The 23303-nt window shown below is 69.1% G+C and carries 29 protein-coding genes; 8 read left to right on the top strand and 21 right to left on the bottom strand.

What is annotated here, in order from left to right:
• Positions 1-55: 55 nt before the first annotated feature.
• From O3139_RS05805 to O3139_RS05795, 3 genes are all read right to left on the bottom strand, one after another.
• On the bottom strand, positions 56-583 hold the full coding sequence (locus O3139_RS05805) for a phage tail tape measure protein (protein WP_269516048.1): 528 nt from the start codon (positions 581-583) through the stop codon (positions 56-58).
• Between the two features lie 161 nt (positions 584-744).
• Positions 745-921, bottom strand: coding sequence for a phage tail assembly chaperone (locus O3139_RS05800; protein WP_269516047.1), 177 nt, complete (start codon positions 919-921; stop codon positions 745-747).
• Positions 914-1207, bottom strand: coding sequence for a GTA-gp10 family protein (locus O3139_RS05795; protein ID WP_269516045.1), 294 nt, complete (start codon positions 1205-1207; stop codon positions 914-916). The genes O3139_RS05800 and O3139_RS05795 overlap by 8 nt, the downstream gene beginning before the upstream one ends.
• A 29-nt stretch (positions 1208-1236) precedes the next feature.
• Here O3139_RS05795 and O3139_RS05790 point away from each other — a divergent pair, with 29 nt between their 5' ends.
• Entirely contained in the window at positions 1237-1476 is a 240-nt protein-coding gene (locus tag O3139_RS05790) for a hypothetical protein (RefSeq protein WP_269516044.1), read from the top strand.
• Between the two features lie 4 nt (positions 1477-1480).
• On the opposite strand, the gene O3139_RS05785 is transcribed toward O3139_RS05790, so the two are convergent.
• From O3139_RS05785 to O3139_RS05705, 17 genes are all read right to left on the bottom strand, one after another.
• A complete protein-coding gene (locus tag O3139_RS05785; RefSeq protein ID WP_209321263.1) occupies positions 1481-1891 on the bottom strand; it encodes a phage major tail protein, TP901-1 family in 411 nt (136 codons plus the stop codon).
• A 130-nt stretch (positions 1892-2021) separates the two neighbouring features.
• Positions 2022-2435, bottom strand: coding sequence for a DUF3168 domain-containing protein (locus O3139_RS05780; protein ID WP_269516043.1), 414 nt, complete (start codon positions 2433-2435; stop codon positions 2022-2024).
• Positions 2432-2743, bottom strand: a complete 312-nt coding sequence (locus O3139_RS05775) for a head-tail adaptor protein (RefSeq protein WP_269516042.1) — start codon at positions 2741-2743, stop codon at positions 2432-2434. The genes O3139_RS05780 and O3139_RS05775 overlap by 4 nt, the downstream gene beginning before the upstream one ends.
• The gene (locus O3139_RS05770; RefSeq protein ID WP_269516041.1) at positions 2740-3006 is read right to left on the bottom strand and encodes a head-tail connector protein; all 267 of its coding nucleotides are present in this window, start codon (positions 3004-3006) and stop codon (positions 2740-2742) included. Before O3139_RS05770 ends, O3139_RS05775 begins: the two co-directional genes overlap by 4 nt.
• A gap of 129 nt (positions 3007-3135) precedes the next feature.
• Positions 3136-4398 carry a phage major capsid protein gene (locus O3139_RS05765; RefSeq protein ID WP_269516040.1) on the bottom strand — a complete coding sequence of 421 codons (1263 nt, stop codon included), beginning with the start codon at positions 4396-4398 and terminating at the stop codon, positions 3136-3138.
• A 170-nt stretch (positions 4399-4568) separates the two neighbouring features.
• Positions 4569-4982, bottom strand: a complete 414-nt coding sequence (locus tag O3139_RS05760) for an HK97 family phage prohead protease (protein WP_269516414.1) — start codon at positions 4980-4982, stop codon at positions 4569-4571.
• A 95-nt stretch (positions 4983-5077) separates the two neighbouring features.
• Positions 5078-5305 (bottom strand): hypothetical protein, encoded by a 228-nt coding sequence (locus O3139_RS05755; protein ID WP_209321268.1) that lies wholly within the window; start codon positions 5303-5305, stop codon positions 5078-5080.
• Positions 5306-5446: 141 nt separating this feature from the next.
• Positions 5447-6616 carry a phage portal protein gene (locus tag O3139_RS05750; protein WP_269516039.1) on the bottom strand — a complete coding sequence of 390 codons (1170 nt, stop codon included), beginning with the start codon at positions 6614-6616 and terminating at the stop codon, positions 5447-5449.
• Positions 6617-6695: 79 nt separating this feature from the next.
• Positions 6696-8273 (bottom strand): hypothetical protein, encoded by a 1578-nt coding sequence (locus O3139_RS05745; RefSeq protein WP_269516038.1) that lies wholly within the window; start codon positions 8271-8273, stop codon positions 6696-6698.
• A 25-nt stretch (positions 8274-8298) separates the two neighbouring features.
• Positions 8299-8580 carry a spike base protein, RCAP_Rcc01079 family gene (locus O3139_RS05740; protein WP_269516037.1) on the bottom strand — a complete coding sequence of 94 codons (282 nt, stop codon included), beginning with the start codon at positions 8578-8580 and terminating at the stop codon, positions 8299-8301.
• Between the two features lie 22 nt (positions 8581-8602).
• On the bottom strand, positions 8603-9838 hold the full coding sequence (locus O3139_RS05735) for a DNA-packaging protein (protein ID WP_269516036.1): 1236 nt from the start codon (positions 9836-9838) through the stop codon (positions 8603-8605).
• The gene (locus tag O3139_RS05730) at positions 9795-10238 is read right to left on the bottom strand and encodes a hypothetical protein (protein ID WP_269516035.1); all 444 of its coding nucleotides are present in this window, start codon (positions 10236-10238) and stop codon (positions 9795-9797) included. Before O3139_RS05730 ends, O3139_RS05735 begins: the two co-directional genes overlap by 44 nt.
• Before the next feature lie 112 nt (positions 10239-10350).
• Positions 10351-10719, bottom strand: coding sequence for a response regulator transcription factor (locus tag O3139_RS05725; protein ID WP_269516034.1), 369 nt, complete (start codon positions 10717-10719; stop codon positions 10351-10353).
• On the bottom strand, positions 10716-13082 hold the full coding sequence (locus O3139_RS05720) for a PAS domain S-box protein (protein WP_269516033.1): 2367 nt from the start codon (positions 13080-13082) through the stop codon (positions 10716-10718). Before O3139_RS05720 ends, O3139_RS05725 begins: the two co-directional genes overlap by 4 nt.
• Positions 13083-13151: 69 nt before the next feature.
• Positions 13152-13628, bottom strand: coding sequence for a YcgN family cysteine cluster protein (locus tag O3139_RS05715; RefSeq protein WP_269516413.1), 477 nt, complete (start codon positions 13626-13628; stop codon positions 13152-13154).
• Positions 13625-13972, bottom strand: a complete 348-nt coding sequence (locus tag O3139_RS05710; RefSeq protein WP_269516412.1) for a type II toxin-antitoxin system HicB family antitoxin — start codon at positions 13970-13972, stop codon at positions 13625-13627. The genes O3139_RS05715 and O3139_RS05710 overlap by 4 nt, the downstream gene beginning before the upstream one ends.
• 5 nt (positions 13973-13977) lie before the next feature.
• On the bottom strand, positions 13978-14232 hold the full coding sequence (locus O3139_RS05705; RefSeq protein WP_269516032.1) for a type II toxin-antitoxin system HicA family toxin: 255 nt from the start codon (positions 14230-14232) through the stop codon (positions 13978-13980).
• Positions 14233-14398: 166 nt separating this feature from the next.
• On the opposite strand from O3139_RS05705, the gene O3139_RS05700 reads away from it, so the two are divergent.
• The 7 genes from O3139_RS05700 to O3139_RS05670 all read left to right on the top strand — a co-directional run bounded on the left by O3139_RS05700 (position 14399) and on the right by O3139_RS05670 (position 22316).
• Positions 14399-16249 carry an ABC-F family ATP-binding cassette domain-containing protein gene (locus tag O3139_RS05700; protein WP_269516031.1) on the top strand — a complete coding sequence of 617 codons (1851 nt, stop codon included), beginning with the start codon at positions 14399-14401 and terminating at the stop codon, positions 16247-16249.
• A gap of 75 nt (positions 16250-16324) precedes the next feature.
• Complete coding sequence (locus tag O3139_RS05695; RefSeq protein WP_269516030.1) at positions 16325-16891, top strand: hypothetical protein; 567 nt, start codon at positions 16325-16327, stop codon at positions 16889-16891.
• A gap of 779 nt (positions 16892-17670) precedes the next feature.
• Positions 17671-18705, top strand: a complete 1035-nt coding sequence (locus O3139_RS05690; RefSeq protein ID WP_269516029.1) for an ABC transporter substrate-binding protein — start codon at positions 17671-17673, stop codon at positions 18703-18705.
• Between the two features lie 53 nt (positions 18706-18758).
• Positions 18759-19517 carry an ABC transporter ATP-binding protein gene (locus O3139_RS05685; protein WP_269516027.1) on the top strand — a complete coding sequence of 253 codons (759 nt, stop codon included), beginning with the start codon at positions 18759-18761 and terminating at the stop codon, positions 19515-19517.
• Positions 19514-20275: an ABC transporter permease gene (locus O3139_RS05680; protein WP_269516026.1), complete on the top strand. Its 762-nt coding sequence runs from the start codon at positions 19514-19516 to the stop codon at positions 20273-20275. The genes O3139_RS05685 and O3139_RS05680 overlap by 4 nt, the downstream gene beginning before the upstream one ends.
• A gap of 74 nt (positions 20276-20349) precedes the next feature.
• Positions 20350-21189 carry a hypothetical protein gene (locus tag O3139_RS05675; RefSeq protein ID WP_269516025.1) on the top strand — a complete coding sequence of 280 codons (840 nt, stop codon included), beginning with the start codon at positions 20350-20352 and terminating at the stop codon, positions 21187-21189.
• A complete protein-coding gene (locus tag O3139_RS05670; protein WP_269516024.1) occupies positions 21186-22316 on the top strand; it encodes a DUF2336 domain-containing protein in 1131 nt (376 codons plus the stop codon). The genes O3139_RS05675 and O3139_RS05670 overlap by 4 nt, the downstream gene beginning before the upstream one ends.
• A gap of 113 nt (positions 22317-22429) precedes the next feature.
• Here O3139_RS05670 and O3139_RS05665 read toward each other — a convergent pair whose 3' ends face one another.
• Positions 22430-23296, bottom strand: a complete 867-nt coding sequence (locus O3139_RS05665) for an MBL fold metallo-hydrolase (RefSeq protein WP_269516023.1) — start codon at positions 23294-23296, stop codon at positions 22430-22432.
• Positions 23297-23303 lie beyond the last annotated feature (7 nt).

The raw sequence follows: 23303 nt of genomic DNA, 5'->3' as shown, positions 1-23303 counted from the left end.
GATAATCGCTGCCGCGATTTCCGGGATGACAAGACTGGGTGTCGAACCTGCCAAACTATAGCCGTCGCGCCCCCAGCGCGGCGGCCCGGGCCAGCATCTGGGCGATCTGCGCCTCGGACCTCAGAAGGGCCGGTGCGCCACCGTCGACGCTGACGTTCACCGTCACGCTCCCGCCGCCGCTGCCACCCCTGTTCTCGATCACACCCGATCCCGACGGCCGGAACACCTCCGGTCCCCGCTCCCCGACCAGATAGGCCCCGCCGCCCGTCACCGCACCGCCATCGGCCCGCGCCCCGCCGAAGCCGGCCGCGCCCGCGACCGCCCGGGCGATCGCCTCGCCCAGCCCGCCCGACCCGCCGACCCCTGTCCCAAGTGCGCCCAGCACGGCCCGCGCCAGTTCGCCCAGCGTCACCTCGCCATCCGCCGCCGCCCGCGCCAGCGACCGGGTCAGACTGGCTCCCGCCCGCCCGAACGCCTCCTCGATGCTCGACGCCGCCCGCTCCGCCGGCTCCCGCAAGGACTCCAGCGCCGCCGCCGCCTCCGCCGCCCTGGCCGGGATCGTATCCAGTGTCTGGTCCGTCATAAATCCTCCTCTCCCTCCCCCTCGGGGGAGGGTCGTCGATGCGAAGCAGTGACGGGGTGGGAACGGCAGGGCGATCCAGACCCAGATCTGTACGCGCCTGCCTTGCCGCACCACCTGGCCGCTCCGCGACCTGCCCTCCCCCGCGAGGGAGGGAGAAAGCCTCAATCCGGCCACGCCCTCATCAGCGCCTCGACCTCGGCGCGTCCCATCGGCACCGGCTTCCCGGCGACCGCCGTCAGCATCCGCCATTCCTTAAGCGACAGCCGCCAGAAGGCCTCCGGCGACACGCCCAGCGCCACCGCCGTCCGCAGCATCGCGCCCCAGCCCGTCTCAGCCATCGGCCGAGGCCACGAACGCGGCCGCCACGGCCTCGGCCGCCTCGACCGGCGACACGGCCACCCGCTCCAGCTCGCCCGCAAACGCGCCCTCGCCACCGCCGCGCAACAGCGCCGCCAGCACCGCCATCAGATCCCCCGCCGACAGCGCCCGCATCCGCGCACCCAGCGCCTCGACACCCGCGACCCCCAGCGCCGTCTCGATCTCCGCCAGGGCCCCCAGCGTCAGGCACAGGCGTCGCGGCTGGCCCGCCAGCACCACCACCGCCTCGCCCCGCGCTGCGTTCATGAATCCGATCTCCATGTTATTGTCGCGCCATGATCCGTCTCTTCAACGACTACAATGCGCTATCCGTTACCCATCGGGCATGGCTGCTTATGTTTCGCGGCCGCGAATTGGACGATGCGCTGGTAACGGAACTGAGACTCAAGCGCGGTGATCGCGTGCTGTTGTTCCAGGACGAAGGCGAGGATGACGAATGGGAAGGCGTTCTTGATTTCGGCCCCGCCAATGCGCCGGCTTCTGACATTGAGGCCGTATGGTACGTGCAACTTTAACCGCTCACAGCGCGCTGAACCCGACCGCCCCGGCGCTGGCCAGGCTGATGGCGAACGTCGCCTCGCCCTCGTGGTCCCCGGCATACTCCAGCGCCGAGACCAGGAAAGGCCCCTCCAGCACGCCGAAGTCCGGCACGATCAGCCGCCAGGTCTTCAGCCCCTGATCGAAGAAGGCCTCGCGGATCGCCGCGTCGGAGGCGGCATCCCGAAAGATCCCCTGCCCCGACACGGCCGCCGACTTCACCCCCGCCCCGCCCAGCAGCTCGCGCCACCGCCCCGCGCTGTCGGCATCCGTCGCATCGACCGTCCGGGCGTTCAGCGAAATCGTCCGCGCCCTCAGCCCCGCGACCGTCGTGAACACGCCCGGCGCGCCCTCGATCTTCAGCAGTATGTCCTTGCCCCGTTGAGCGGCCATGGTTGGTTCTCCTCAGTGATGAGTGATCAGTGGCGAGTGGCGAGTGGATCAGGTAATTTCCGTGAGACAGGCCCGTCTCACTGCCCTCGTTCGCGACGCCAGCACCGGCCCGCTCGCCACTCGCCACTGATCACTCGCCACTCTCTTCCGTCACCGCCCGCACCCGCACGACGCCCCAGACCCGCTTCTGGTCATGCGACCGGAACACCTCGGCATAGGTCGCGCGGATCGACACGGTGCGGACCCCGTCCGCCTCCAGCGTCACGTCGTGCAGCGCCGCCCGCACGGCCGCCAGCACGGCCCGGGCCTCTTCTGTCCCGGGAAACCGCGAGGCACAGCGCAGGCTCAGCGTATGCTCCACCCCGCACCCGTCCGCCGCCACCGGCCGACTTTCGGACCGTCCGATCGCCAGCCACGGCCAGACCGCCTCTCCCGGTGCCTCGTCCCAGACCCTGGCCGGGTCCCCCAGCAAGGCCCGAACCGCCGTGTCTGCCCGGAGGTGTCCGATCAGCGCCTTCTGCAGCGCCCCCTCATGATCTCTCATCGACTGCGCTCCAGGCTCACCCGCGTCCGCCCCGGCCGGTCCGGGTCCGCATCGACCGCTGCGATCGTCCAGTCGGCCCCGCCGAACCGGATGACCCGCCCCTCGGCCAGCCTCGGATCGGTCCGCATCACGGCCGTCGCCACCTCGGTCGCTGCGGTCACCCCGGCCTCCGTCGTCTGCCGCCGCCGTCGCGCCTCCAGCCTCAGCCAGACCGACCCCAGAGGCTGATATGAAATCGCCCGCCCGCCATAGGGCGTCTCCGCCTCCACCGGATCCAGCAGGCTGGCCAGGACCCTGAACCCGCTCACAGCCGCACCACGCGATAGGGCGCGATCCAGGCCTCCACCGGGCGGATCGACATCTCCTGTTCCCCACGCTCATAGGCGCGCAGGGCCAGCATCAGGATCGCCAGCCTCAGCGGCGCCGCCGAGGTCGAGGTCAGGCCCAGGCCCACCTCCCCCTCGACCCTTGCAGTGGCCGCATCGATCAGCGTCTGGATCAGCGTGTCCTCGGCCTCGTGACCGACGCGCAGGAACAGCTTCGCCTCCGTGAGCGTCACGGGTGCGGTCATGGGAAATCTCCGATGTCAGAAAAGGGAGGCAGTAGGGCCTGGGCAGTAGGCAGTAGACGCCGCAATCACGGCCTCCCTGTCGTCGCCCAAACCCTACTGCCTACTGCCTACTGCCTACTGCCTCGGCGACTACGTCGCGCTGAACCTCATCACCTTGATCGCATCGAAGTTCTGCACCCCGCCCCCGACCCGTTTGGTCGTGTAGAACAGCACATAGGGCTTGGCCGAATACGGGTCCCTCAGCACCCGCACCCCGGCCCGATCGACGATCAGATAGCCCCGCTGGAAGTCCCCGAACGCGATGGCGTGGCTGTTCGCGGCGATGTCCGGCATCGTCTCGATCTCGGTCACCGGATAGCCCAGCAGGCTGGCCGTCTCGCCCGGCCGCGTCGCCGGCGACCAGATGTAATTGCCTTCCGCGTCCTTGAACTTGCGCACGGTCGAGACCGTCTTGCGGTTCATCACGAACCGCCCGTTGGGCCGGAACTGGGCCTTGGGCGCATAGATCAGGTCGATCAGCCGGTCGGCCGGGCTGGACGGTGCGAAGGCCCCGGCCGCCCCTGACGCCACATAGCCGATGCTGCCCCAGGTCTGGCTCGCATCCGCCACGATGGAATAGCCCAGAAAGCCCTTGGGCTTGTTCGTCCCGTCGCCGTTGACGAAGGCCTGGGTCTCCTGGGCGGCAAAGGCGTCCTCGACCTCGCCGGCCAGCCATTCATCCAGATCGACCAGGGCATCGTCCAGCAGGGCCTGGGTCGCCGCCGGATTGGCGTACAGGTCGGCCGAGGGGAACTCGAGCAGCGCCAGGGTCGCCGGATCCGTCTCCGGCCGCGCCGCCGTCTCGGCCACCCAGCCGGATGCGATGCCCGCCGTCGAGACCGGCTTTCTGAACACGCCCGACGCCACCGTCCGCACGGTGGCGATCTCGCGCATCGGACTGGTCGCCATCAGTCGCCGCTCGATCGCCCGCTCCGTCTCGGTCGGCACAACATATCCGCCCGAGGTCGGTGCCGAGCTCAGCCCCGCCTTCACCTCCAGCCCCAGCTCCCGCCCGGTCCGCACATAGCCGTCGAACGCGGATTTGGTCTCCTCCCCGTCGCGCAGCGATGGGGAGGTGGCTCGACCGAAGGGAGAGACGGAGGGGTTCTCAACGCCCCCGAGCTGCGGCCGCCTGGCCTCAGACAGCGCCCGGTCCAGCCGCGCCTGCGCCTGCCCCACCGCCTGGTCGATCCGCGCCACCTTCTCCTCCAGCAGCGTATCGGCCGACGCCTTCCTCTCGATCTCGTCCAGCCGGGCATCGTTGGCCCCTTTGAACGCCTCGAACGCCGCCATCATCTCGTGCATGGCAGCGCGCGCCTCCGGCGAACCGGACGCGGTCTGGGTCTCTTTCATGGTGTCTCCTGTTGAGTGATGTCCTATCCCTCCCCCTCGGGGGAGGGTGGTCGAAGCGAAGCAGAGACCGGGTGGGGCCGGCCCGGCGATCCATCGTGCGGCCTTGCCTTGCCGCCCCCACCCGCTCGCTTCGCGAGCTGCCCTCCCCCGAGGGGGAGGGAGAATTATGGTCACACCACCCTGAACCGCGCCCCTGGCAGCATCGGAAACGTCACCAGCGACACCTCCCATAGCTCCACGCCGCTGAGCACCCGCAACCGCCCGTCCCGCCGCGCCCTCGCCGCCCGGAACCCGATCGACAGTCCGTCCAGCGCACCCGCGCGGCTCAAGGCCTGGGCATAGCGCGCTTCGGCCGACCAGTCGGCGATCCGTCCCCGGACGAACAACCCGCGCTCGTCCTCGGCCATCGCGTCCCAGACGCCGACGACCGCCCGGCTCTCATGCTGATGCAGCATCCGCACGCCCGCGATCCCGGTCTGCCTCAGGCTGTCCACGAACGCGCCCTTCGCCACCACATCCCCGTTCAGGTCCGCCACGCCCCACAGGGAGGCGTAGCCCTGGATCAGAAGTGGCGAGTCGTGCAGCAATGCGGTCGAAGCCGAAGCTGAGCGCCGACGAGGAACAACCGATCCGGATGCCATCTTCGAGCCCTCGCCACTCGCCACTAACCACTCGCCACTCACTCCCCGTCCTCCAGCCGCGTCTCGATCCGCATCAACGCCGCCCGCGTGGCGATGCCCTGCTCCTCCAGCCGCGCCAGCCGTTCGGCGACCAGCCTCTGCTCGTCCACCCGGTCCTCCAGCGTCGCGATCCGCGTCGCCGCACTCCCGGCCCAGACCAGCCCGCCGATGGTCTGCACCACCAGAGCCACCGCCAGCCCGGTCGCCAGTTTTCGAATGTCGTCCATGGTTTGCTCCGCTCCGGGTTGAGTAGCGAGTGGCGAGTGGCGAGTGGCGAGTGACTGTCGCAGCAGGAGCCACCATCAACCGGCCCAAGCTGTCGAATTAACGGGCAATCACTCGCCACTCATCACTCGCCACTCGCCACTTCAGGCCCCCACCCCCGCCATCCGCCGGCGCTCCTCGTCCGTGAGAAACGAGGCTGCGCACAGCCGCGCCCACAGGGCGTCGCGCTCGGGCTGCAGCGCAGGCACAGCGTCCAGGTCCGGCTCGATCCGCACGCCGTCAAAGCGCCCGCCCAGCCACCCGCCCAGCGCCCCGGCCGTCTTCCTCGCCAGCGGCACCACCGTCCCGCGCCAGAAGGCCGCATTGGCCTCGCGATAGTTCGCATAGGTCGCATCGCCCGGGATCCCCAGCAGCTGGGGCGGCACGCCGAAGGCCAGGGCGATCTCGCGCGCCGCTGCATGCTTGCCGGCGATGAAGTCCATGTCCGCCGGACTCATCGACATCGGCTTCCAGTCCAGCCCGCCCTCCAGCACCATCGGCCGACCGGCATTCCCCGCCCCCGCATGCGCCTCGCCCAGTTCGGCCTTCAGCAGGGTGAACTGCGCCTCGGTCAGCCGCTCCCCGTCCGCCCCCTTGAACACCAGCGCCCCGCTCGGCCGCGCCGCATTGTCCAGCAGCGCCTTGTTCCAGGCCCCCGAGGCATTGTGCACATCGATCGCCGCAGCCGCCGCCTCCAGCGGCGAAAATCCATAGTGGTCGTCGGTCGGGTTCCACAGCTTCAGCTGCATCACCGGCATCCAGCCATCGGCCTCGCGCCCGATCCGGACCGAGCGTCCGCCGACGGAATACTCATAGGCGTCCGGCCACCCCGCCCGCCCCGGCACCACCTGCACCCGGTCCGGCCTCAGCGACCACAGCTCGGCGGGCGGCCCGTCCCCGACCGCCTCGATATAGGCGTTCCCCGCCGTCTGCAGCGCGCCATAGACGCCCTCCAGCCATTCGGCCCCCGACTGCTCGGGATTGGGCTGTCTCAGCAGGGCCGCCACCGGATGGTCGTCGTCGCGCCCCCCGCCCGCGAACACGACCAGAGGCGTCGCCGCGCAGGCCTCGGCGATCATCCGCACGCAGCGATAGGCCACCGCATTGCGCGCAAATCCCTCGCGAGCCAGATTGCCATAGTCGCGGGGAGTCCACCGCGGCCGGCCCGCGCCGGTCACCGCGATCAGCGGTCCGGCCCGACTGGCCTTGGTTTCCTCCGGCGTGCCGGGCGCAGCCTTCCGCGCCCGGCGCGACGGCCAGTTCAGGATCGCCATATGTTTTCCTCGGACAGGTTCAGGCCGCGCCACCGGCCAGGATGGGAGCAGCGCCCGCCCCCGGGACAAGGACGGCGGCTCAGGCCAGAGCCGTCTTCACCAGCGGCTTCAGCACGGTCTTGACCAGCGTCTGCCCCGCCACATTCAGGTGCATCGCCGACCCGGTCGCGTAGCAGGCCGCATTCGGAGAGTTCGGATTGCCGCCCGATGCCCCGCCGTTCAACGCGGCAATGGCTCCATAGTCGGCCACCACATATCCATAGGTCGCCGCATTGCTGACGATCAGGGCGTTAAGCGCCAGACGCTCTGCCTCGCGCTGGCCGATGTCCGTCGGTGTTCCGGTCCATCCGCGCGGGATGATCGTCCCGACGATGACCCGGCCAGGCCCGAACCGGGAAGCATCGGCCATGTACTGGATGTAGGGCAGGATCGAGGTGGTCCAGATCGCGTTCGCGCCGCCGACGATGGCCCCGGATGCGAGCGCCGCGATGTCGTTCGTCCCGGCCCAGAAGTGGTGCGCCAGCTTCGTCGCGCCCTTGTTCGACGACTGCGCCCAGGTGGTCGCCCGCTGCGAATTGCAGGCCGCGGCCGTAGCCGCCGCCGTCGCGAAGTTGGGAAGATACGGAACGGGGAAGCCTTCGGCATCGAGGTCTTCCAGCAGCTGACGCGACCAGCCCAGATGGAATCCGCTCTCGTTCATCTGCGCCGTCAGGCTGTCGCCTTCCAGGGACAGCAGGCTGGCGCGGTTGCCAAGGGCGATCCTGAAGATGGTCGCGAGATCGGCCTCGACCGCCTGGCACTGGGCCACCGACAGCACACTGGATGAGGACGCTGCCGCCAGGAAGTCGGACGATCCCGACGCCGAGGCAAACCACTGCCCCCGACCCAGCAACGCAGTGGTCAGGGCCGCCGCCGTCGGGGCGGGCATGGTGGCCACCGTGACCCCGTTGATCCGCAGCAGGGTATTGGGCGATCCGGACACCAGGGTGATGATCACCGGCTCCGCCGTCGGCGGGCCGATCATGCCGCTCTGCAGGCCCTGGTTCAGCGGATAGAGCGTCGGCTGGGACGCGGTGTTGTCGTACAGCAGCGACAGGCCGCTGCCCCCCGTGCCGTCCGATCCCAGGCCCATCAGCCCCAGCGAGTTGATCACGCCTCCCGTCAGCACGCCGACCCAGAACAGGGTCGTGCTGTTGCGGGCGTTGACGGCGTTCGGATTGCGCAGGTTGGCGCCGGCCGCCGACTGACCGGCAGGGTTGCAGCCCAGCGAGATCGTCGCCCGGCCGCGCGTGACGTTCTCCGCCCGGATCAGCGGACGGCTGGCGGCAGTCGCCTGAACGAAGTCGTGCGTCCCCGCGCCCGCCCCGGTGACCGGATAGGCCTGGTCGTAGAGCCGCGAGACCCGCGACAGGCCGAACGCAGCCAGCGGCGCGACATCGGCGATCCCGCCCACATTGAGAATGTCCAGCGTGGCGTCGTCGGACACCCGGTTCGCCGTCGCGGCTGGCCCGGTGTATTCCGCAAACAGTTGGGCCATGCCGACCGCCCACTGCATCCCCGGAATGGGCCGCAGGACCGGCGCGGCCGGTCCCGCACCCCTCGTCAGCGCGAGCGCGGCGGAAGCATGGCTCAGCGGGTGGCCCAGACTCAGACCCATGGCGCGGCCCTCCTCGTTCGCCGGCTCAATCGAACAGGGCGACCAGGCCCTGCGCCGTCGTCCCTGTCTGCATCACGCGGCTGCACTGGATCGGCAGATAGCCGACCGGATGGTTGGAAAAGGTCACGGCCGCACCGCCGGGGGAAGCCACCGGGACCACCCGCACATGGCCGGCCACGCCGACGTACAGCGCCTTGGCCACGGCTTTCAGGTCGCTCGCGTCGCTGGGCGTCACCGCCTCGGCCCGCCGGGCCGGCGACGCGGGCGAGGGTTCGCGTGACGCATAGACGTCGGTCGGGTTGGGCATCTAAAGCCTCCTTGTCGTGATGTCAGATCAGTCGGATGCGCGGCCCTGCGGGCTGGTCCAGCAGCAGCTGCGAGATCGCCCAGACCAGGGCGTCGGCCCGGTCCGGACTGTGTCCGGGCGCTTCGCCGCCCAGACCCATCAGTTCTTCTTCCAGGGCGTTGAAGCGGCCGCAGTGGACGACCCTGCCCTGCTCGTACAACGCCGCCACCGGCTCCGCCCGCGCCCGTTTCCCGCGCGAGGCGTGCACCAGCTTGACCCGGGTCCGGCACCCCGCCTGCTCCAGGCCCGCCTGTTCCAGCAATGTGCGAACCATCTCCCCGCCCTGGTTGCCCTCGGCCACGATCTGGTCGGCCCCGACCATCTCGGCCGTCTCGACCACACGCCGGGCCCAGCCCAGCGGCGTCAGGCCCCTCACCGACCGGTCGGCCAGCACATAGGCCCGACCGTTCGCACGACCGGCCGCCACGATCCCGCAGGCGTCGCCCGTGGTCGTGATCGGCGGATCGACCGCCACGACGATCCGCTCCAGCCGCTCCGGCCGCTCGCCGCGCGCCGCTGCGATATCCTCGGCCCCGAACAGCGCGCCTTCGCTCTCGACGACCAGACCCTCCATCTCTTGGGCCTCCAGTCGTGTCCCGGCATACAGGTCGCGCAGATGCGCCAGATAGACGGGCGGCAGGTTCGCCGCGTTCGCCTGGGTCGCGCCCCGCGTCGTCTCCGTCCCCGGCTCGGTCAGCAGGGTCTTCAGCGCCGCGATCGGCCGGGGCGTCGTCGTCACCACCAGCTGCGGGGCCTCCCCCCGGCGCAGCCCGAATCGAAGGTTCGACAGTACCCGTCCCGGCTCGCGCCAGGCACAGAACTCGTCGGCCCAGGCCCCGTGGAACTGCGGTCCTCTCAGACTGTCCGGGTCCTCGGCCGAGAAGGCATAGGCCATCGCACCGCTGCGTGGCCACACCAGCCGCTTGCGACCCGCCTCCCAGCGCGGCCGGTCGCGGCCCTCCCCCATGGCCTTCAGCCCTGACGGCCCCTCGACCATCACCTCGCGCACATCGTGCAGCGCCGGCCCGACCAGGGCGAAGGTGAAGTCGGCAGTCTTCGCCTTGTCATTCAGCCAGCACGCACCGGCGAAGGTCTTTCCCGATCCCCGTCCTCCCAGCATGACCCAGGTTCGCCATCGCTCGCCCGGCGCGACCTGATGTTCGGCAAGGTCCGGATTATCCCTGAAGAGCTGGCGCCATTCCGCCTCGGTAGCGGGCATCTTCTGCGACGCGCTTGGCTTCAACAATCGCGCGATGTCGCTCCAGTCGGTCGAGCAGCTCGGCCTTGTAGCGTTCGACCGTTTCGGGATCGGGTCTGTCACCGTCGTTCATCTCATCCTCTGTGCTTTCGGGCGCGCGGGCGGCGGCGGTCATGATACGCCGGGCCGCCGCCTCGACGGCCGCCACCGCGCGAGCCAGGTGGGTGATGACGCGGATCTTCCGGTCGATCGCGGCCAGATCGCCCCGGGGCGTCTCCAGCGCGTCGACCACCCCGCACACCTCGTCGATCATGGCGCGCAGGTGTTGCAGCCTGCCCTCGAGCCAGACGGCCTGAACCGCCGCCCCGCCCCGCTCATCGCCATTTCCCGCCATGCCCAAACTATAGCGGACCAGCGTCACAAGGCGGGTTCGAGGGCCCCATAAACAGGTCGACCCTTGATGGACATGCGCTTTTCAGCGCCTCCGCGGACAACTTCCGGCTTGTCAGCGGACACCTTCAGGCCGGGAGGGGTCAATCCTGCTGGGGCAGGACCCGCCGCACCCGCTCGACAAGGGTCGCCGGCGTGAAGGGTTTGGCGACATAGCCGGAGCATCCCAGAGACAGGGCCTCGCGAACCGTTGCGGTCTGGCTGTCGGCCGTGACCATCAGGACGGGCGGCGCATCGGCGATCTTCTTCATCGCGGCCAGCACTTCCAGCCCGCTCATCCTCGGCATGTGGACGTCCAACAGCATCAGATCAAAGCGCGATCGCTTCAACAGGGCGATGGCCGCCTCGCCATTCGCCGCCACGGCCACCTGGAAACCCGCCTGGGTCAGGATCGCATGGATGACCTCGCGGATGCTGTCGTCGTCGTCGACGACCAGGATCGCGGGCTTCATGCTGCGGCCTCAACAGCCAGGGGTTTGCGCGCATGTAGCGCCTTCGCCATGGCCTGGATCAGGGCCACGACCTCGATCGGCTTGCCGACGTGGCCGTCCATGCCCGCGGCATGGCACGCCTCGACCTGCTCGGGCAGGACAGCGGCGGTCAGCGCCAGGATCGGCGTCGCCGCAGCCTCGCCGCCCAGGGCACGAATCGTTCGACACGCATCCATTCCATCCATCACCGGCATATGCACATCCATCAGTATCAGATCGTAACCGCCCGTCGCGGCCGCTTGCACCGCCTCGGCCCCGTCACAGACCGTGGTCAGGGTAACGCCCCAGGCTTCCAGCAGAACACGGACCAGTTCCCGGTTTGCCGGCGCATCGTCGGCCAGCAGAACCTTCAACCCGTCCGGCAGGCCCTCCAGTACGTCCTGCGACATGACGTTCAGCGGCGCGGCGGCGATCAGCGGCACCTCGAACCAGAAGGTCGATCCATGGCCCGGACGGCTCGTCGCCCCGATCTCGCCGCCCATCATGTCGACCAGCCGGCGGCAGATCGCCAGTCCCAGACCCGTCCCGCCATAGACCCGCCGCGTCGAGGCGTCGGCCTGGGTGAACCGGTCAAACAGGGCGCCGATCTTGTCGGGCGCGATGCCGATCCCGCTGTCGGTGACCGCCACCCGCAGCCGCCCGCCGACGGCACCGACATCCAGGGTGATCAGGCCCGAAGTCGTGAATTTCATCGCATTCGACAGGAAGTTCAGCGTCACCTGACGCACCCGCCCTTCATCGCCGATGATCGCTTCGGGCAGATCGCCCGACGTCGTGACCGCCAGCGTCAGGCCCTTGTCCTGGCACTGGGTCTCGACGATCGATGCCGCCGACCGCGCCATCGCCGCCGGATCGAAGGCCACGGGATCCAGCCCCACCGCATCGGCCTCAAGCTTGGAATAGTCCAGAACGTCGTTGATGACGCCCAGCAGGGCCTCGCTGGACGCGGCGATCCGGTCGGCATAGCGCCGCTCCACCTCCGGCAGGGCCTCGCTGGCCTGCAGCAGGCCGGAGAATCCGATGACGCTGGTCAGGGGCGTCCGCAGTTCGTGGGACATATTGGCCAGGAATTCGGATTTGGACCTTGCCGCCGCCTCGGCCACGTCGCGCGCGGCCACCAGTTCGTCCTCCAGACGCTTGGTCGCCGTGATATCGCGCACCACGTCCTGGTACTCCACCGCCCTGCCCTGCGCGTCGCGGATCACCTTGGGATGCGCCTCCAGCCAGATCACCGTTCCGTCCTTGCGGATCGCGCGGTACGGAATGCGCGGCGGCACGGCGTCCGGGCCCGAGCGGGCATAGGCCGCAAACGCCTTTCGGACGCGCCTGGCATCCGCCGGATGTATAAAGTCCCATGACGCCCGGCCGACCAGTTCCTCGGCGCGATAGCCCATGATCCCCTCGACCGAAGGCGACAGGTAGCGGAACCGGCCGTCCAGACCATAGGTCCCGATCACATCGGTCGAATTGGCGGCCACCAGGCGATAGAGCGCCTCGCTGGCCTCCACCTTCTGCTGGCTGCGCGCCAGGTCGGTGATATCCTGGAACACACCGAACAAGGCCGTGACCGGCCCGTCTCCGTCGCGCTCGGGCCGACACGCGGCCTTCACGATCCGTTCCTCGCCGTCCTCCCGGATCAAGCGCAACTGGATCCCGCCGCATTCGCCGGTCCGGATGGCCCGCGCGCAGCAGTCTTCGACCAGGTGGCGATCGTCGGGATGGTAGCATCCGACGGCTTCGTCGAAGCTGGGATCGAAGGTCGCCCGGGACTTGCCGTGGATCCGGTAGACCTGGTCGGACCAGTCCACCTTGCCGGATGCGATGTCGTACCGCCAGCGCCCCAGACCGGCCAGTTCCTCCGCCATTTCCATCATGGTGGTCTGTTTGGCCTGGGCCCTCAGCAGGCGGACGTGGTCGATCTCCTGGCCCGCCAGCCGTGCCAGCAGCTTCAGGCTCTCCATCTGGCCCTCGGTCGGCGCGCCGTGCGGTATGGTGTCCAGCACGCAGACGGCCCCGTCCTGTTTGCCATCCGCCGTCGTGATCACAGCGCCGGCGTAGAACCGCACACCCTCTTCGGTGACCAGACGATTGTCGACGAAGCGGCCGTCCAGGGTGGCGTCCTGGACCACCAGGGTCGTCCCCGCCTCCGAACCGATCATGTGCCGGCAGAAGGACTCCCCGGCCGTCGTCTCATCGGCCCCGAAACCCAGGTTGGACCGAAACCACTGACGATCCTCGTCCAGCGCGGTGATCAGGGCGATCGGCGCGTCGAACATGGCCGCGGCCAGTTCGGTCAAACGGTCGAAAGCTGTACTGTTGGGCAACACCGGTCTCCACTTCGGCGAACAGGGTTAACCTGCGTCGCCGAACAAACGGTTACCGGGCAATCCGTTTCACCCGCGCTCTTCCAGCCATTCGGCCGCTTCATACTCCACCGCGTCCTCCGGTTTGTCCAGCTCAAGTTCGCTGATCGTCTGTCCCCGGATAGACACGCCTGCCGTGTGTACGGTCTCGGAATCGCCGGAAATCAGCGGATGCCAGTTCGCCAGCCCCCGCCCCTCATGCAATCTGCGATAGGCGCACGACAGCGGCATCCAGCCCAGGGCCTCGATGTTCCACGGCGTCAATTTGATGCAGTCCGGCACATGGTCCTTGCGGTTCGCATAGTCGGTGCAGGCGCACAGCTGTCCATCGAACAACTTGCAGTGCACCCGGGTCGGAAAGACCTCACCGGTATCCTCGTCCTCGAACCGGATCAGACAGCACAGCCCGCACCCGTCGCACAGGCTCTCCCACTCCTGGGCGGTCATCTGCTCCAGACGCTTGGTCTGCCAGAAGGGTCTGTCGGCCGGAACCGGCGGGGCGGTCAGACCGCCACCGCCTTGGCCATGTCCGCATCCGCCGCCCGCCTCAGCGCGTCCTCGGCCCAGGCGTTCAGACTCCGCCCCGACAGCTCCGCCGCCTTTGTGACGCGCGCATGAACTTCGGGATCGACCCGAAACATCACCTTGCCCGAGTACGGTTTGTCCGGCGATTTCCCGATCCTGGCGCAGGTCTCGATGTAGTCATCGACCGCTTCGCGAAAGGCCGCCTTCAGTTCGCGCGCCGTATCCGCATGAAAGCCGACGCCGTCCCGAATTCCGGCCAGCTTGCCGAAGAAAATCTCATCGTCGGCATCGAATTCGACCGCCGCCGAATACCCTTTGTATGTCATGGTGCTCACGGCTCTACTCCCAGCCTGATCAGAAAGGCCCGTGCCGCCCTGACCTGATATCGCCTGGCCTCCCTGGCAGGATGAGGCCTGTGAAAGAACTCGGCTTCGCCACCGCGCACAAACCGGACCCGAGAGCCCGACCCCTCGACGATGTGGCACCCAACCGCGACCAGCAGATTTTCGATCGCAGCCCATCCGATCGTTCCGGACACCGGATCGGCGAATACCGCCGCCAGCGTCTTCGTCTGCTTGCTGTTCATGCTAGCAGAAATCTAGTTGCAAGCGGCGTGATGTGCAAGCGTAATCTGATATCACGGTCAAGGTCTATGGCGCATTGGGCGGCGATCGCCTAGATGAACGCCGCTCCTTCCCAGGCTCCATTCCCGTCCCCCTCCCTCGCTCTGCGGTGGAGGATGAAAGACACCCATGGCTCCCCGTTCCTCCCCCCGTCCGCCGCTCGTCGCCCTGAAGGACGTCCGTCTGCAGGACGGCACCCGTCCCCTGTTCGAGGGCGTCGATCTGGCCATCGAGCCGCGCACCCGGTCCTGTCTCGTGGGCCGCAACGGGGCCGGCAAGTCGACCCTGATGAAGATGGTCATGGGCCTGATCGAGCCCGACTCGGGCGACCGTTCGGTCCAGTCCGGCATCCGCTTCGCCTATGTCCCCCAGGAACCCGTCATCGCCGGCGACACTCTGCTGGACTATGCCACCTCCGGCGACGCCGAGCCCTGGATGGCCGAAAGCTGGCTTGAGACCTTCGGCATGAACCCGGAGAAGCCCGCCCGTGGTCTGTCCGGCGGCGAGATCCGCCGCGCCGCCCTGGCCAAGGCCTTCGCCGAGGCGCCCGACCTGCTGCTGCTCGACGAGCCGACCAACCACATGGACATCCTGGCCATCGAGCTGCTGGAAAACGAGATCATCCAGGCCAAATGCGCCGCCCTGATCGTCTCCCACGACCGGGCCTTCCTGAATCGCGTGACCCAGTCGTGCCACTGGCTTGAGCATCGTCGCGTCCGCACCCTGAACAAGGGCTTCAACGATTTCGACGAATGGGCCGCCAAGGTGCAGGAGGAGGAGGCCGAAAGCCTGCGCCGCCTTAACAAGCGCATCGAGGCCGAGACCTACACCTTCTACCGCTCCATCACCGCCCAGCGCACCCGCAACGAGGGCCGTGCCCGCGCGCTCGAGGCCATGCGCCAGGACCGCGCCCTCCGGGTGAAGGACATTCCCCGCGAGCTCCAGCTCGGCGTCGATTCCGGTGTCTCCTCCGGAAAGCTGGTCGCCGACCTGAAGGGGGTATCCAAGGCCTTCGGCGACCGGACCGTCATCAAGCCCTTCACCACCCGGGTCATCCGGGGCGACCGGCTGGCCATCGTCGGACCCAACGGCGCGGGCAAGACCACCCTGGTCAAGATTCTGCTGGGCGACCTCGCGCCCGACACCGGCACGGTCAAGCTGGGGGCCAATCTGGAGCCGGTTTATCTGGACCAGTCCCGCGAGGGGCTGAAGTCCGACATGACCCTGTGGGACGCCCTGACCCCCGGCGGCGGAGACTCCATCCTGGTGCGCGGCGTCTCGAAACATGTCGCCGCCTACGCCAAGGACTTCCTGTTCCAGGAGGGTCAGCTGCGCCAGCCGATCTCGACCCTGTCGGGCGGCGAGCGCAACCGCCTCTTGCTGGCCCGCGCCCTGGCCAAACCGGCCAATATGCTGGTCCTCGACGAGCCGACCAACGACCTCGACATGGACACGCTCGACAAGCTCGAGGAGCTGCTGGAGCAGTACGACGGCACCCTGATCCTGGTCAGCCACGACCGCGACTTCGTCGACCGCCTGGCGACCTCGACCATCGGCATGAACGGCCAGGGCGACATCGTCGAGACCCCCGGCGGCTGGACCGACTTCATCCGCCAGAACCCGGGGTTCCTGAAGAGTGGCGAGGGACGAGTGACGAGTGGCGAGAAAAGCGCCCACAGCCCGACACCGCCTCCGGAGCCCGCCCCTTCACTCGCCACGCGTCACTCGCCACTCGCCACTTCCAGAAAACTCTCCTTCAAGGACCAGCACCGGCTGAAGGAACTGGACGCCCTGATCCACACCCTCCCCGCCGACATCGCGGCCCACGAGGCGACCCTCGCCGACGTCAACTTCTACGCCCGCGATCCCTCCGGCTTCGCCAGCACCATGAAGGCGCTCGACAGCGCCCGGGCCAGGCTGGAAGCCGCCGAGGAGGAATGGCTGGAGCTGGAAGCCAAGCGCGAGGCGTTGGTCGGCTGACTCCGTCAGGAAGCGAGGGCAACCGCAGCGCTCGGAAGTCTGCTATCGCGAAACGGACCATGATTTGAGGGACCAATGATCCGCATCGCACTTCTCGCCGGCTTTGCAGCCAGCCTCGCCGCGCCGGCCTTCGCCCAGTCGGACCATCCGGCGTCTTCGGTGGCCCCGTCCGGGCCATCGCAGGCGCGCGCGGCCGCCCAGGCGCGATCCGGCCCCCAGGCCATCCTCGAGGCTGTCGATGTCTGCGACGCCTGGATGACGACAGCCGAGGACAACGGTCTCGATCAGACGACGCCCTATCAGCAGACCGTGCACGACGCGGTGGCCCGGATTTCCAGAGACTTCATCGACGTTCAGACCCATGCGGTCGGGGAAATACAAGCCTATCTGGCGTTGAACGGCGCGCTGGACGTCTGGATCAGCGAGGGGCACGCCGGATGCCCGCTCAACGTCGCCTCGTCGGGCGGACGCAATCTGGAACTCAACCGGCTGCGACCCGGCGTGCTGGCACTCCTGAGCGCTGAGGACTCGGGCTGGACCGCCGATGAGGACAACGTCTGGGTCCGCTACGACGGCTGGGGTCTGTTCCTCGGCGAGGACACGAGCGAGCCGCAGGCGTGGAGCATCGGAATGGTTCGCTGAAGGCGAGCGAACCCGCTTTTTGTGCATAACCCAAGTCTCTGGAACGGCCGTAAAAATCCCGTCCGTCCACAGAGGTTAACGCGGTTATGCACCGGCCACCGACCCATGTTGCACAGCGGTAACGAAACGGCCGCTTGCCGGATCCCGGGATCGGCGCGAACCTGATTTTGCCGAGGGACACGGCGGCGCGGAAACCCGGGGAGACCGGGGTTTCAAGCGGGTCGGTCCGGCTCTCTGACCAAGGGTTCCAGGTCCACTTCGGTGGACGCGGAAAACCCGGGCAGGATCAAGGCTCCCGACCTTCAGCGCTTCGGTGCGGGGGGACGGAGAACCGGATCGGGATCGATGGACGGCGCGAGGGTCAAAAGCCCGGACGGAACGCCATAGACCAGGGGCCGCCAGGATACAGCCGACCGTCGCCGGGTTCGCCCGCCGGCGCTGACGCCAGGGTCCGAAAACCTCAATGGCCAAGTCCCAACCCGGACTTGGTGGGGGGACGTAAGCACCGGTTCGCCCGGACTTGCGTCCCCTCGCTCAATTCTGGCGCACAGTGTCTCCTCCCCGTCCGAAGGATGGGGAGGGGGACCGCCCGCCGCCTGGCGGGGGGTGGAGGGGGTCTTGACACCCCACCGACCGTAGCCCCTTCAAGAACCCCTCCGTCACGGCCCTGAAGAAGGGCCGCGCCACCTCCCCGCGCCTACAGCGCAGGGAGGAGCCCATGCCCCCCCGCGACGACGCTCCGCTTCCCATCCTTCCGTCATCGCCCTAGTTTGCCCGGCATGAAGCCTCGCACGACTCAGTCCGTCGTCAGCCGCCGTCTCGTCCTGGCGGGGGGCGTCGCCGTCACCGCCATGGGGCTGGCCGCCTGCGGCAGTTCCGAGGCCCCGGTCGACGAACAGGGCCGCGTCCGCATCCGGTTTGCCACCGACTGGCGCGCCCAGGCCGAGCATGGCGGCTTCTATCAGGCCCTGGCCTCCGGGGCCTATGCGCGGCGCAATCTAAACGTGGAGATCATCCAGGGCGGCCCCGGCGTGAACGTGCCCCAGTTGCTGGCCGCGGGCGCGGTCGAACTGGGCATGGGCTCCAACAGCTTCATCCCGCTGAACCTGGTCGCCGAGGGGGCCCCGGTGAAGGCCGTCGCCGCCTTCTTCCAGAAAGACCCCCAGGTCCTGATCGCCCACCCCGACCCGGACCTGACGGGCATCGCCGACCTGACCGGCCGGCCATTCCTGCTGGCCGACGCCTCGATCACCGCCTTCTGGGTCTGGCTGAAGGCGAAATACGGCTTCACCGACGATCAGGTCCGCAAATACAACTTCAACCCCGCCCCCTTCATTGCCGACGATCGCGCGGTCCAGCAGGGCTATCTGACCAGCGAACCCTATACGATCGAGAAACAGGCCGGTTTCGAGCCCCGCGTTTTCCTGCTGGCCGACGAGGGCTACCCCTCCTACGCCACCATGGTCCTGTCGCCGGACGGCTTCGCCCGCGACAATGCGGAGGCGCTGCGCAGCTTCATCGCCGCCTCGGCCGAGGGCTGGCGGGACTATATGCGGGGCGACCCCAAACCGGCCGACGCCCTGATCCGCGAGGCCAACCCCGACATGACCCAGGACATCCTGGACCAGGCCCGCGCCAAGCTCAGCGAATACGGCATCGTCGATGCGGGCGACGCCGCCCTGTATGGCCTCGGGGCCATGACCGAGGCGCGCTGGAAGGCCTTCTTCGACGTCACCAGCCAGGCGGGCGTCTATCCCCCGAACCTGAACTGGCGCAACGCCTTCACCGACAACTTCCTGCCCGGCCGTGGCTAGCTCTCCGCCCCCCGGGCGGAGAGGGGCCGCGTAGCGGCCGGAGGCGCGCCCGGATGGACGCCCCCGAACCGAGCGTGATCGCGCGACTGAGCCAGGCTGTCGTCGAGTATCCCGGCCGCCCCGCTCTCGGCCCCATCGACCTGACCGTCGCGCCGGGCGAGATCCTGGCCCTGGTCGGAGCCTCCGGCGCGGGCAAGTCGACGGCGCTGCGCCTGCTGGCCGGTCTGGAACGTCCCACCTCCGGCCATGTCGAGAAGCCTGCCGGCACCCGCACCGCCTTCGTCTTCCAGAGCCCGACCCTGATGCCCTGGGCCGATGCCCGCACCAATGTCGCCCTGCCGCTGGAACTGTCCGGCGTCCCGGCCACGGAAGCCCGTCGCCGCGCCGACGTCGCCCTCGCCGCCGTCGGTCTGGGCGACCGCACCACCGCCCGCCCGCGCCAGCTGTCCGGCGGCATGGCCATGCGGGTCTCCCTGGCCCGCGCCCTCGCCGTGGAGCCCGATCTGCTGCTGCTGGACGAGCCCTTCGCGGCGCTCGATTCCATCACGCGCCGGGGCCTGATCGAGGACCTGCATCGCATCGCCACGACCCGCGCCATCGCCATGGTCTTCGTGACCCACGACGTGGAGGAGGCCGCCTATCTGGCCAGTCGCGTCGTCGTCCTGTCGGCGACCGACGGCCGAGCCGTCGCCGACATCGCCATGCCCGGCCCCCTGCCCCGCCCCGAGGGCTGGCGCGCCGACCCGGCCTGTCGCTCGGCGGTCGAGACGGTCGCGTCGGCCCTGGCCGCCTCCATGCGGGTCGCGGCATGAAGCGCCTGACCGACGCCCTGCCCGCACTGCTCCTGACCGCCCTGCTTCTGGCGGGCTGGGAGGCCGCCTGCCGTCTGCTGGACGTGCCCGTCTATTTCCTGCCCCCGCCCAGCGCGGTCGCCCTCGCCCTGATGCACAACGCCCCGGTCCTTGCCGGATCGGCGGCCCAGACCTTCTGGATGGCGTTCAAGGCCCTGGTCGTCGCCGTGGCCCTCGGCGGCGGCCTGGCCATCCTCGTGTCCCTGAGCGCCACCGCCGAACGCGCCGTGGCCCCCCTGGCCGTCACGCTTCAGGTCACCCCCGTGGTCGCCATCGCCCCCCTGGTCCTGATCTGGGCCGGTCTCGACCACGCCGACCGGGCGGTGACCGCGCTCGCCGCCGCCGTCGCCTTCTTCCCGGTCTTTTCCGGGGTGCTGACAGGCCTGAAATCCGCCGACCCGGACCTTGAGCGCCTGTTCGATCTGCACGGAGCCTCGGCGCTACAGCGGCTGTGGCGACTGCGCCTGCCCTCGGCCCTGCCCTTCGTGCTGGAAGGCATCCGCGTCGCGGCGGGCCTGTCGATCGTGGGGGCCGTGGTGGCCGAGTTCGTGTCCGGATCGGGTGCCACGCAAGGGCTCGCCTGGCGCCTGCTGGAGGCGGGCAACCGGCTGCGCACCCCCGACCTACTGGCCGCCCTGCTCTGTCTGGCCGCCATGGGCCTGGCGCTGAACGCCGTCACCACCGCGATCCAGCGCCGGGTGCTGAAAGTCCTGTCCTGATCCTTGCCGCCCGTTAGCGCGGAGTTAAGCCGCTACCGGCTAGGCTTGCCGCAATGATCCACCGGAGCCGCGCATTGTCGACCCGCGCCATCAGACCCGCAATCCTGCTGCCGACCGTCGCCCTGGTCTGCGGGATCGCAGGCATGGCCGAGGCCCAGACGGCCCCCGGCCCGCGCTATATGTCCTGGGCCGGTCGTCCGGCCAACACCACGCCCGCCAATGTCTCCACGGGCCGGGCCCTCGGCGGCATGATCCCGCGCCGGGTGGCCCCCGGCCAGACCGTCTCGCGTCCGATGATGCAGCCGGCCCCCACGCCCCGTCCCGTCTCCAACGGCCTGACCCCCGCCAGCGCCTGGCTGGGTCCGCAGCCGGTCTCGTCCTTCGCCCCCGGTTCGCCCGATCCCCTGGCCTACACCCGCGAGATGGCCGCCCCCGTCCCCACCACGGTTCCAGTCATGAGGACCCGGCCGACGACGCAACCCGCACCGCGCCAGCCCGGACCCGACTTCCTGCCGGACCAGGGTGCGCCGACGACGACCGTGGCCCGGGCGCCTCAGCCCGCCCCGGGCGCCGCCGCCGACCCCATGGCCCCGCGCGCCGACGCCCTGATCTTCAGCCTGCGCCCGCAGGCTGCTCCCCAGCCGCCGGCTGCCGGGGCCGACCAGCCCGCGCCCCAGGCCTATGCCGAGGCGCCGGCCCCCGTGGCCGCCCGGCCCGGCCAGCAGAGCAGCCGCTATTACTCCGTCCACCGCGACGCGGGTCATGCCCCGGACCGGACCGCCCTGCCCGAGGCCGTCTATTACGACAGCGTGGCGCTGGACCTGGCCCAGCCGCCCGAAACCGAGGTGCCCCGGCGCGACGCCCAGGGCCGCCTTCTCGCACCCGCCCGCAGCGACGATCCCGAACGCCCATGAGCGAGACCCTGACCTCCAACGCCCCCACGCCCCCGGCCCCGGCCGACATCGGCTCGCGTCTGCCCGACCTGATCACCCTGGCGCAGGAGCCGTCCAGCGAGAAACGCCGCGCCCTGCTACGAGAGCTGACCGACCACTTCTTCGGCGGGGCCGCGCGCACGGCGACCGAGGACGCCCTCTACGACTCCGTCCTGACCGACCTGACGGCCGAGATGGAGACCGCCGTCCGCGCCGAGCTGTCAGCCCGGTTCGCCCTGGCCCCCGATGCCCCGCGCAACCTGATCCGGCGTCTGGCCAATGACGACGTCGAGGTGGCCGAGGCGGTCCTGCGCGCCTCCACCGTCCTGACGGACGAGGATCTGCTGGGTGTCGTCCTCTCCAAGGGCCAGGGGCATCTCCGCGCCGTGTCTGGACGCGCCAGCGTGCCCGAGGCCGTCTCCGAAATCATCGTCGAGCGCGGCGACGACGAGACCCTGGGCACCCTGTTGCGGAACGACGGGGCCATCCTGTCGCGCGCGGCGTCCGAAACGGCCGTCGAACGGGCCAAGGCGAACCCGGCCCTTCATGCCGCCGCGGTCGAGCGTCAGGGCCTGCCGGTCGACCTGCTGAACGACATGTATTTCGTGGTCGAGGCGCGTCTGCGCCAGCGGATTCTCGAACAGAACGCGGCGATGGATCCGATCCTGCTGGAAAGCGCCCTCGCCGCCGGTCGCGCGCGCGTGGCCTCGGACGACGGGGCCTTGCCCGCCGACTACGCGGACTGCCTGGCCTATGTCGATGGGCTGAAGGCCTCCAACCAGCTGACGCCGACGATGCTGGCGCGCCTCCTCCGCTCGGGCTCCAGGACCTCGTTCCTGATCGCCCTGGCCCAGCTGGCCGACGTGGATTTCCATATCGCCCGCCAGATCGTGGAGCGCGGCGAGCTGGACGCCCTGTCGGTCATCTGCAAGGCCGCCGACCTCGACCGCGCCCTGTTCCTGACCTTCGCCGTGGTCATCCTGGGCACGGAGGACAGCGCCATGGGCAAGGCCCAGAGCTACGCCAAACTCTATGCCGACCTGACGAAGGAAGCCGCCGGCCGGACCCTGCGGTTCTGGCGCATGCGACGGGTTTCGGCCGCGGCCTGATCCGCATCACCCATCCGGCCGACCGGGCCCGGCACCGCCGGACCGCAGTCGTTCCGGACGGCCGGTGTGGGTGGAAGTGGGCCTGATTGGCACTGCCCTTGTTCGGGATCGCTCTACAGGACGTTGAGCGGCATCCTGAGGTAGCGATGACCATCCAGGTCCGGCGGCGGCATACCGCCCGCCCGGATATTGACCTGCAGCGATGGCAGGATCAGCGCCGGGGCGTTCAGGGTTGCGTCCCTGGCTTCGCGCATCGACACGAATGCGTCTTCCGTCGCACTCCTGCCGACGTGGATGTTGCCGGTCCGCTGCTCGTCGACGGTCGTTTCGAACCGATAGTCACTGCGGCCCGACGGCAGATAGTCATGCCCGACGAAGATGCGGGTATCGCCCGGCAAGGCCAGCAGCTTGTGGATCGAACGATAGAGTGTTCGCGCGTCCCCGCCGGGAAAATCCGTGCGTGCCGTGCCGTAGTCCGGCATGAACAGGGTGTCGCCCGTGAACACGGCATCACCGATGCGATAGCTGACACAGGCCGGCGTGTGCCCCGGCGTCTGGATCACTTCGACGCTTAACGCGCCCAGCGAGAAGACGTGCCCGTCGCCATAAAGGTGATCGAAGACGTGCCCGTCCGGCGTGACGTCGCTTGCGCCGAACAGTGGCGCGAACGTCGATTGGACACGGGTGATCTGGTCTCCGATTCCTATCTCGACCCCCTCCGTCACGCGAAGGTGGTCCGCTGCGGTAAGGTGATCGGCGTGAGCGTGGGTCTCCAGAACGAGCCCGAGCGTCAGCCCGGCGTCTCTGAGCGCCTTCATCACCTGATCCACCGACCGCGTCGATGTCCGCGCCGTCGCAGGGTCATAGTCCAGAACCGGATCGATGATCGCGGCGGTGCCCGTCGCGGGGTCGCTGACGAGATAGGTGATCGTATGGGTCGCGGGGTCGAAAAACCCCTGGACGTCGGGATGCCGGGCCATGAAGGGC

Origin of the sequence: Brevundimonas subvibrioides (assembly GCF_027271155.1) — a bacterium.
Taxonomy (GTDB): Bacteria; Pseudomonadota; Alphaproteobacteria; order Caulobacterales; family Caulobacteraceae; genus Brevundimonas; species Brevundimonas subvibrioides_D.
This window is presented reverse-complemented; position numbering and strand designations above follow the sequence as displayed.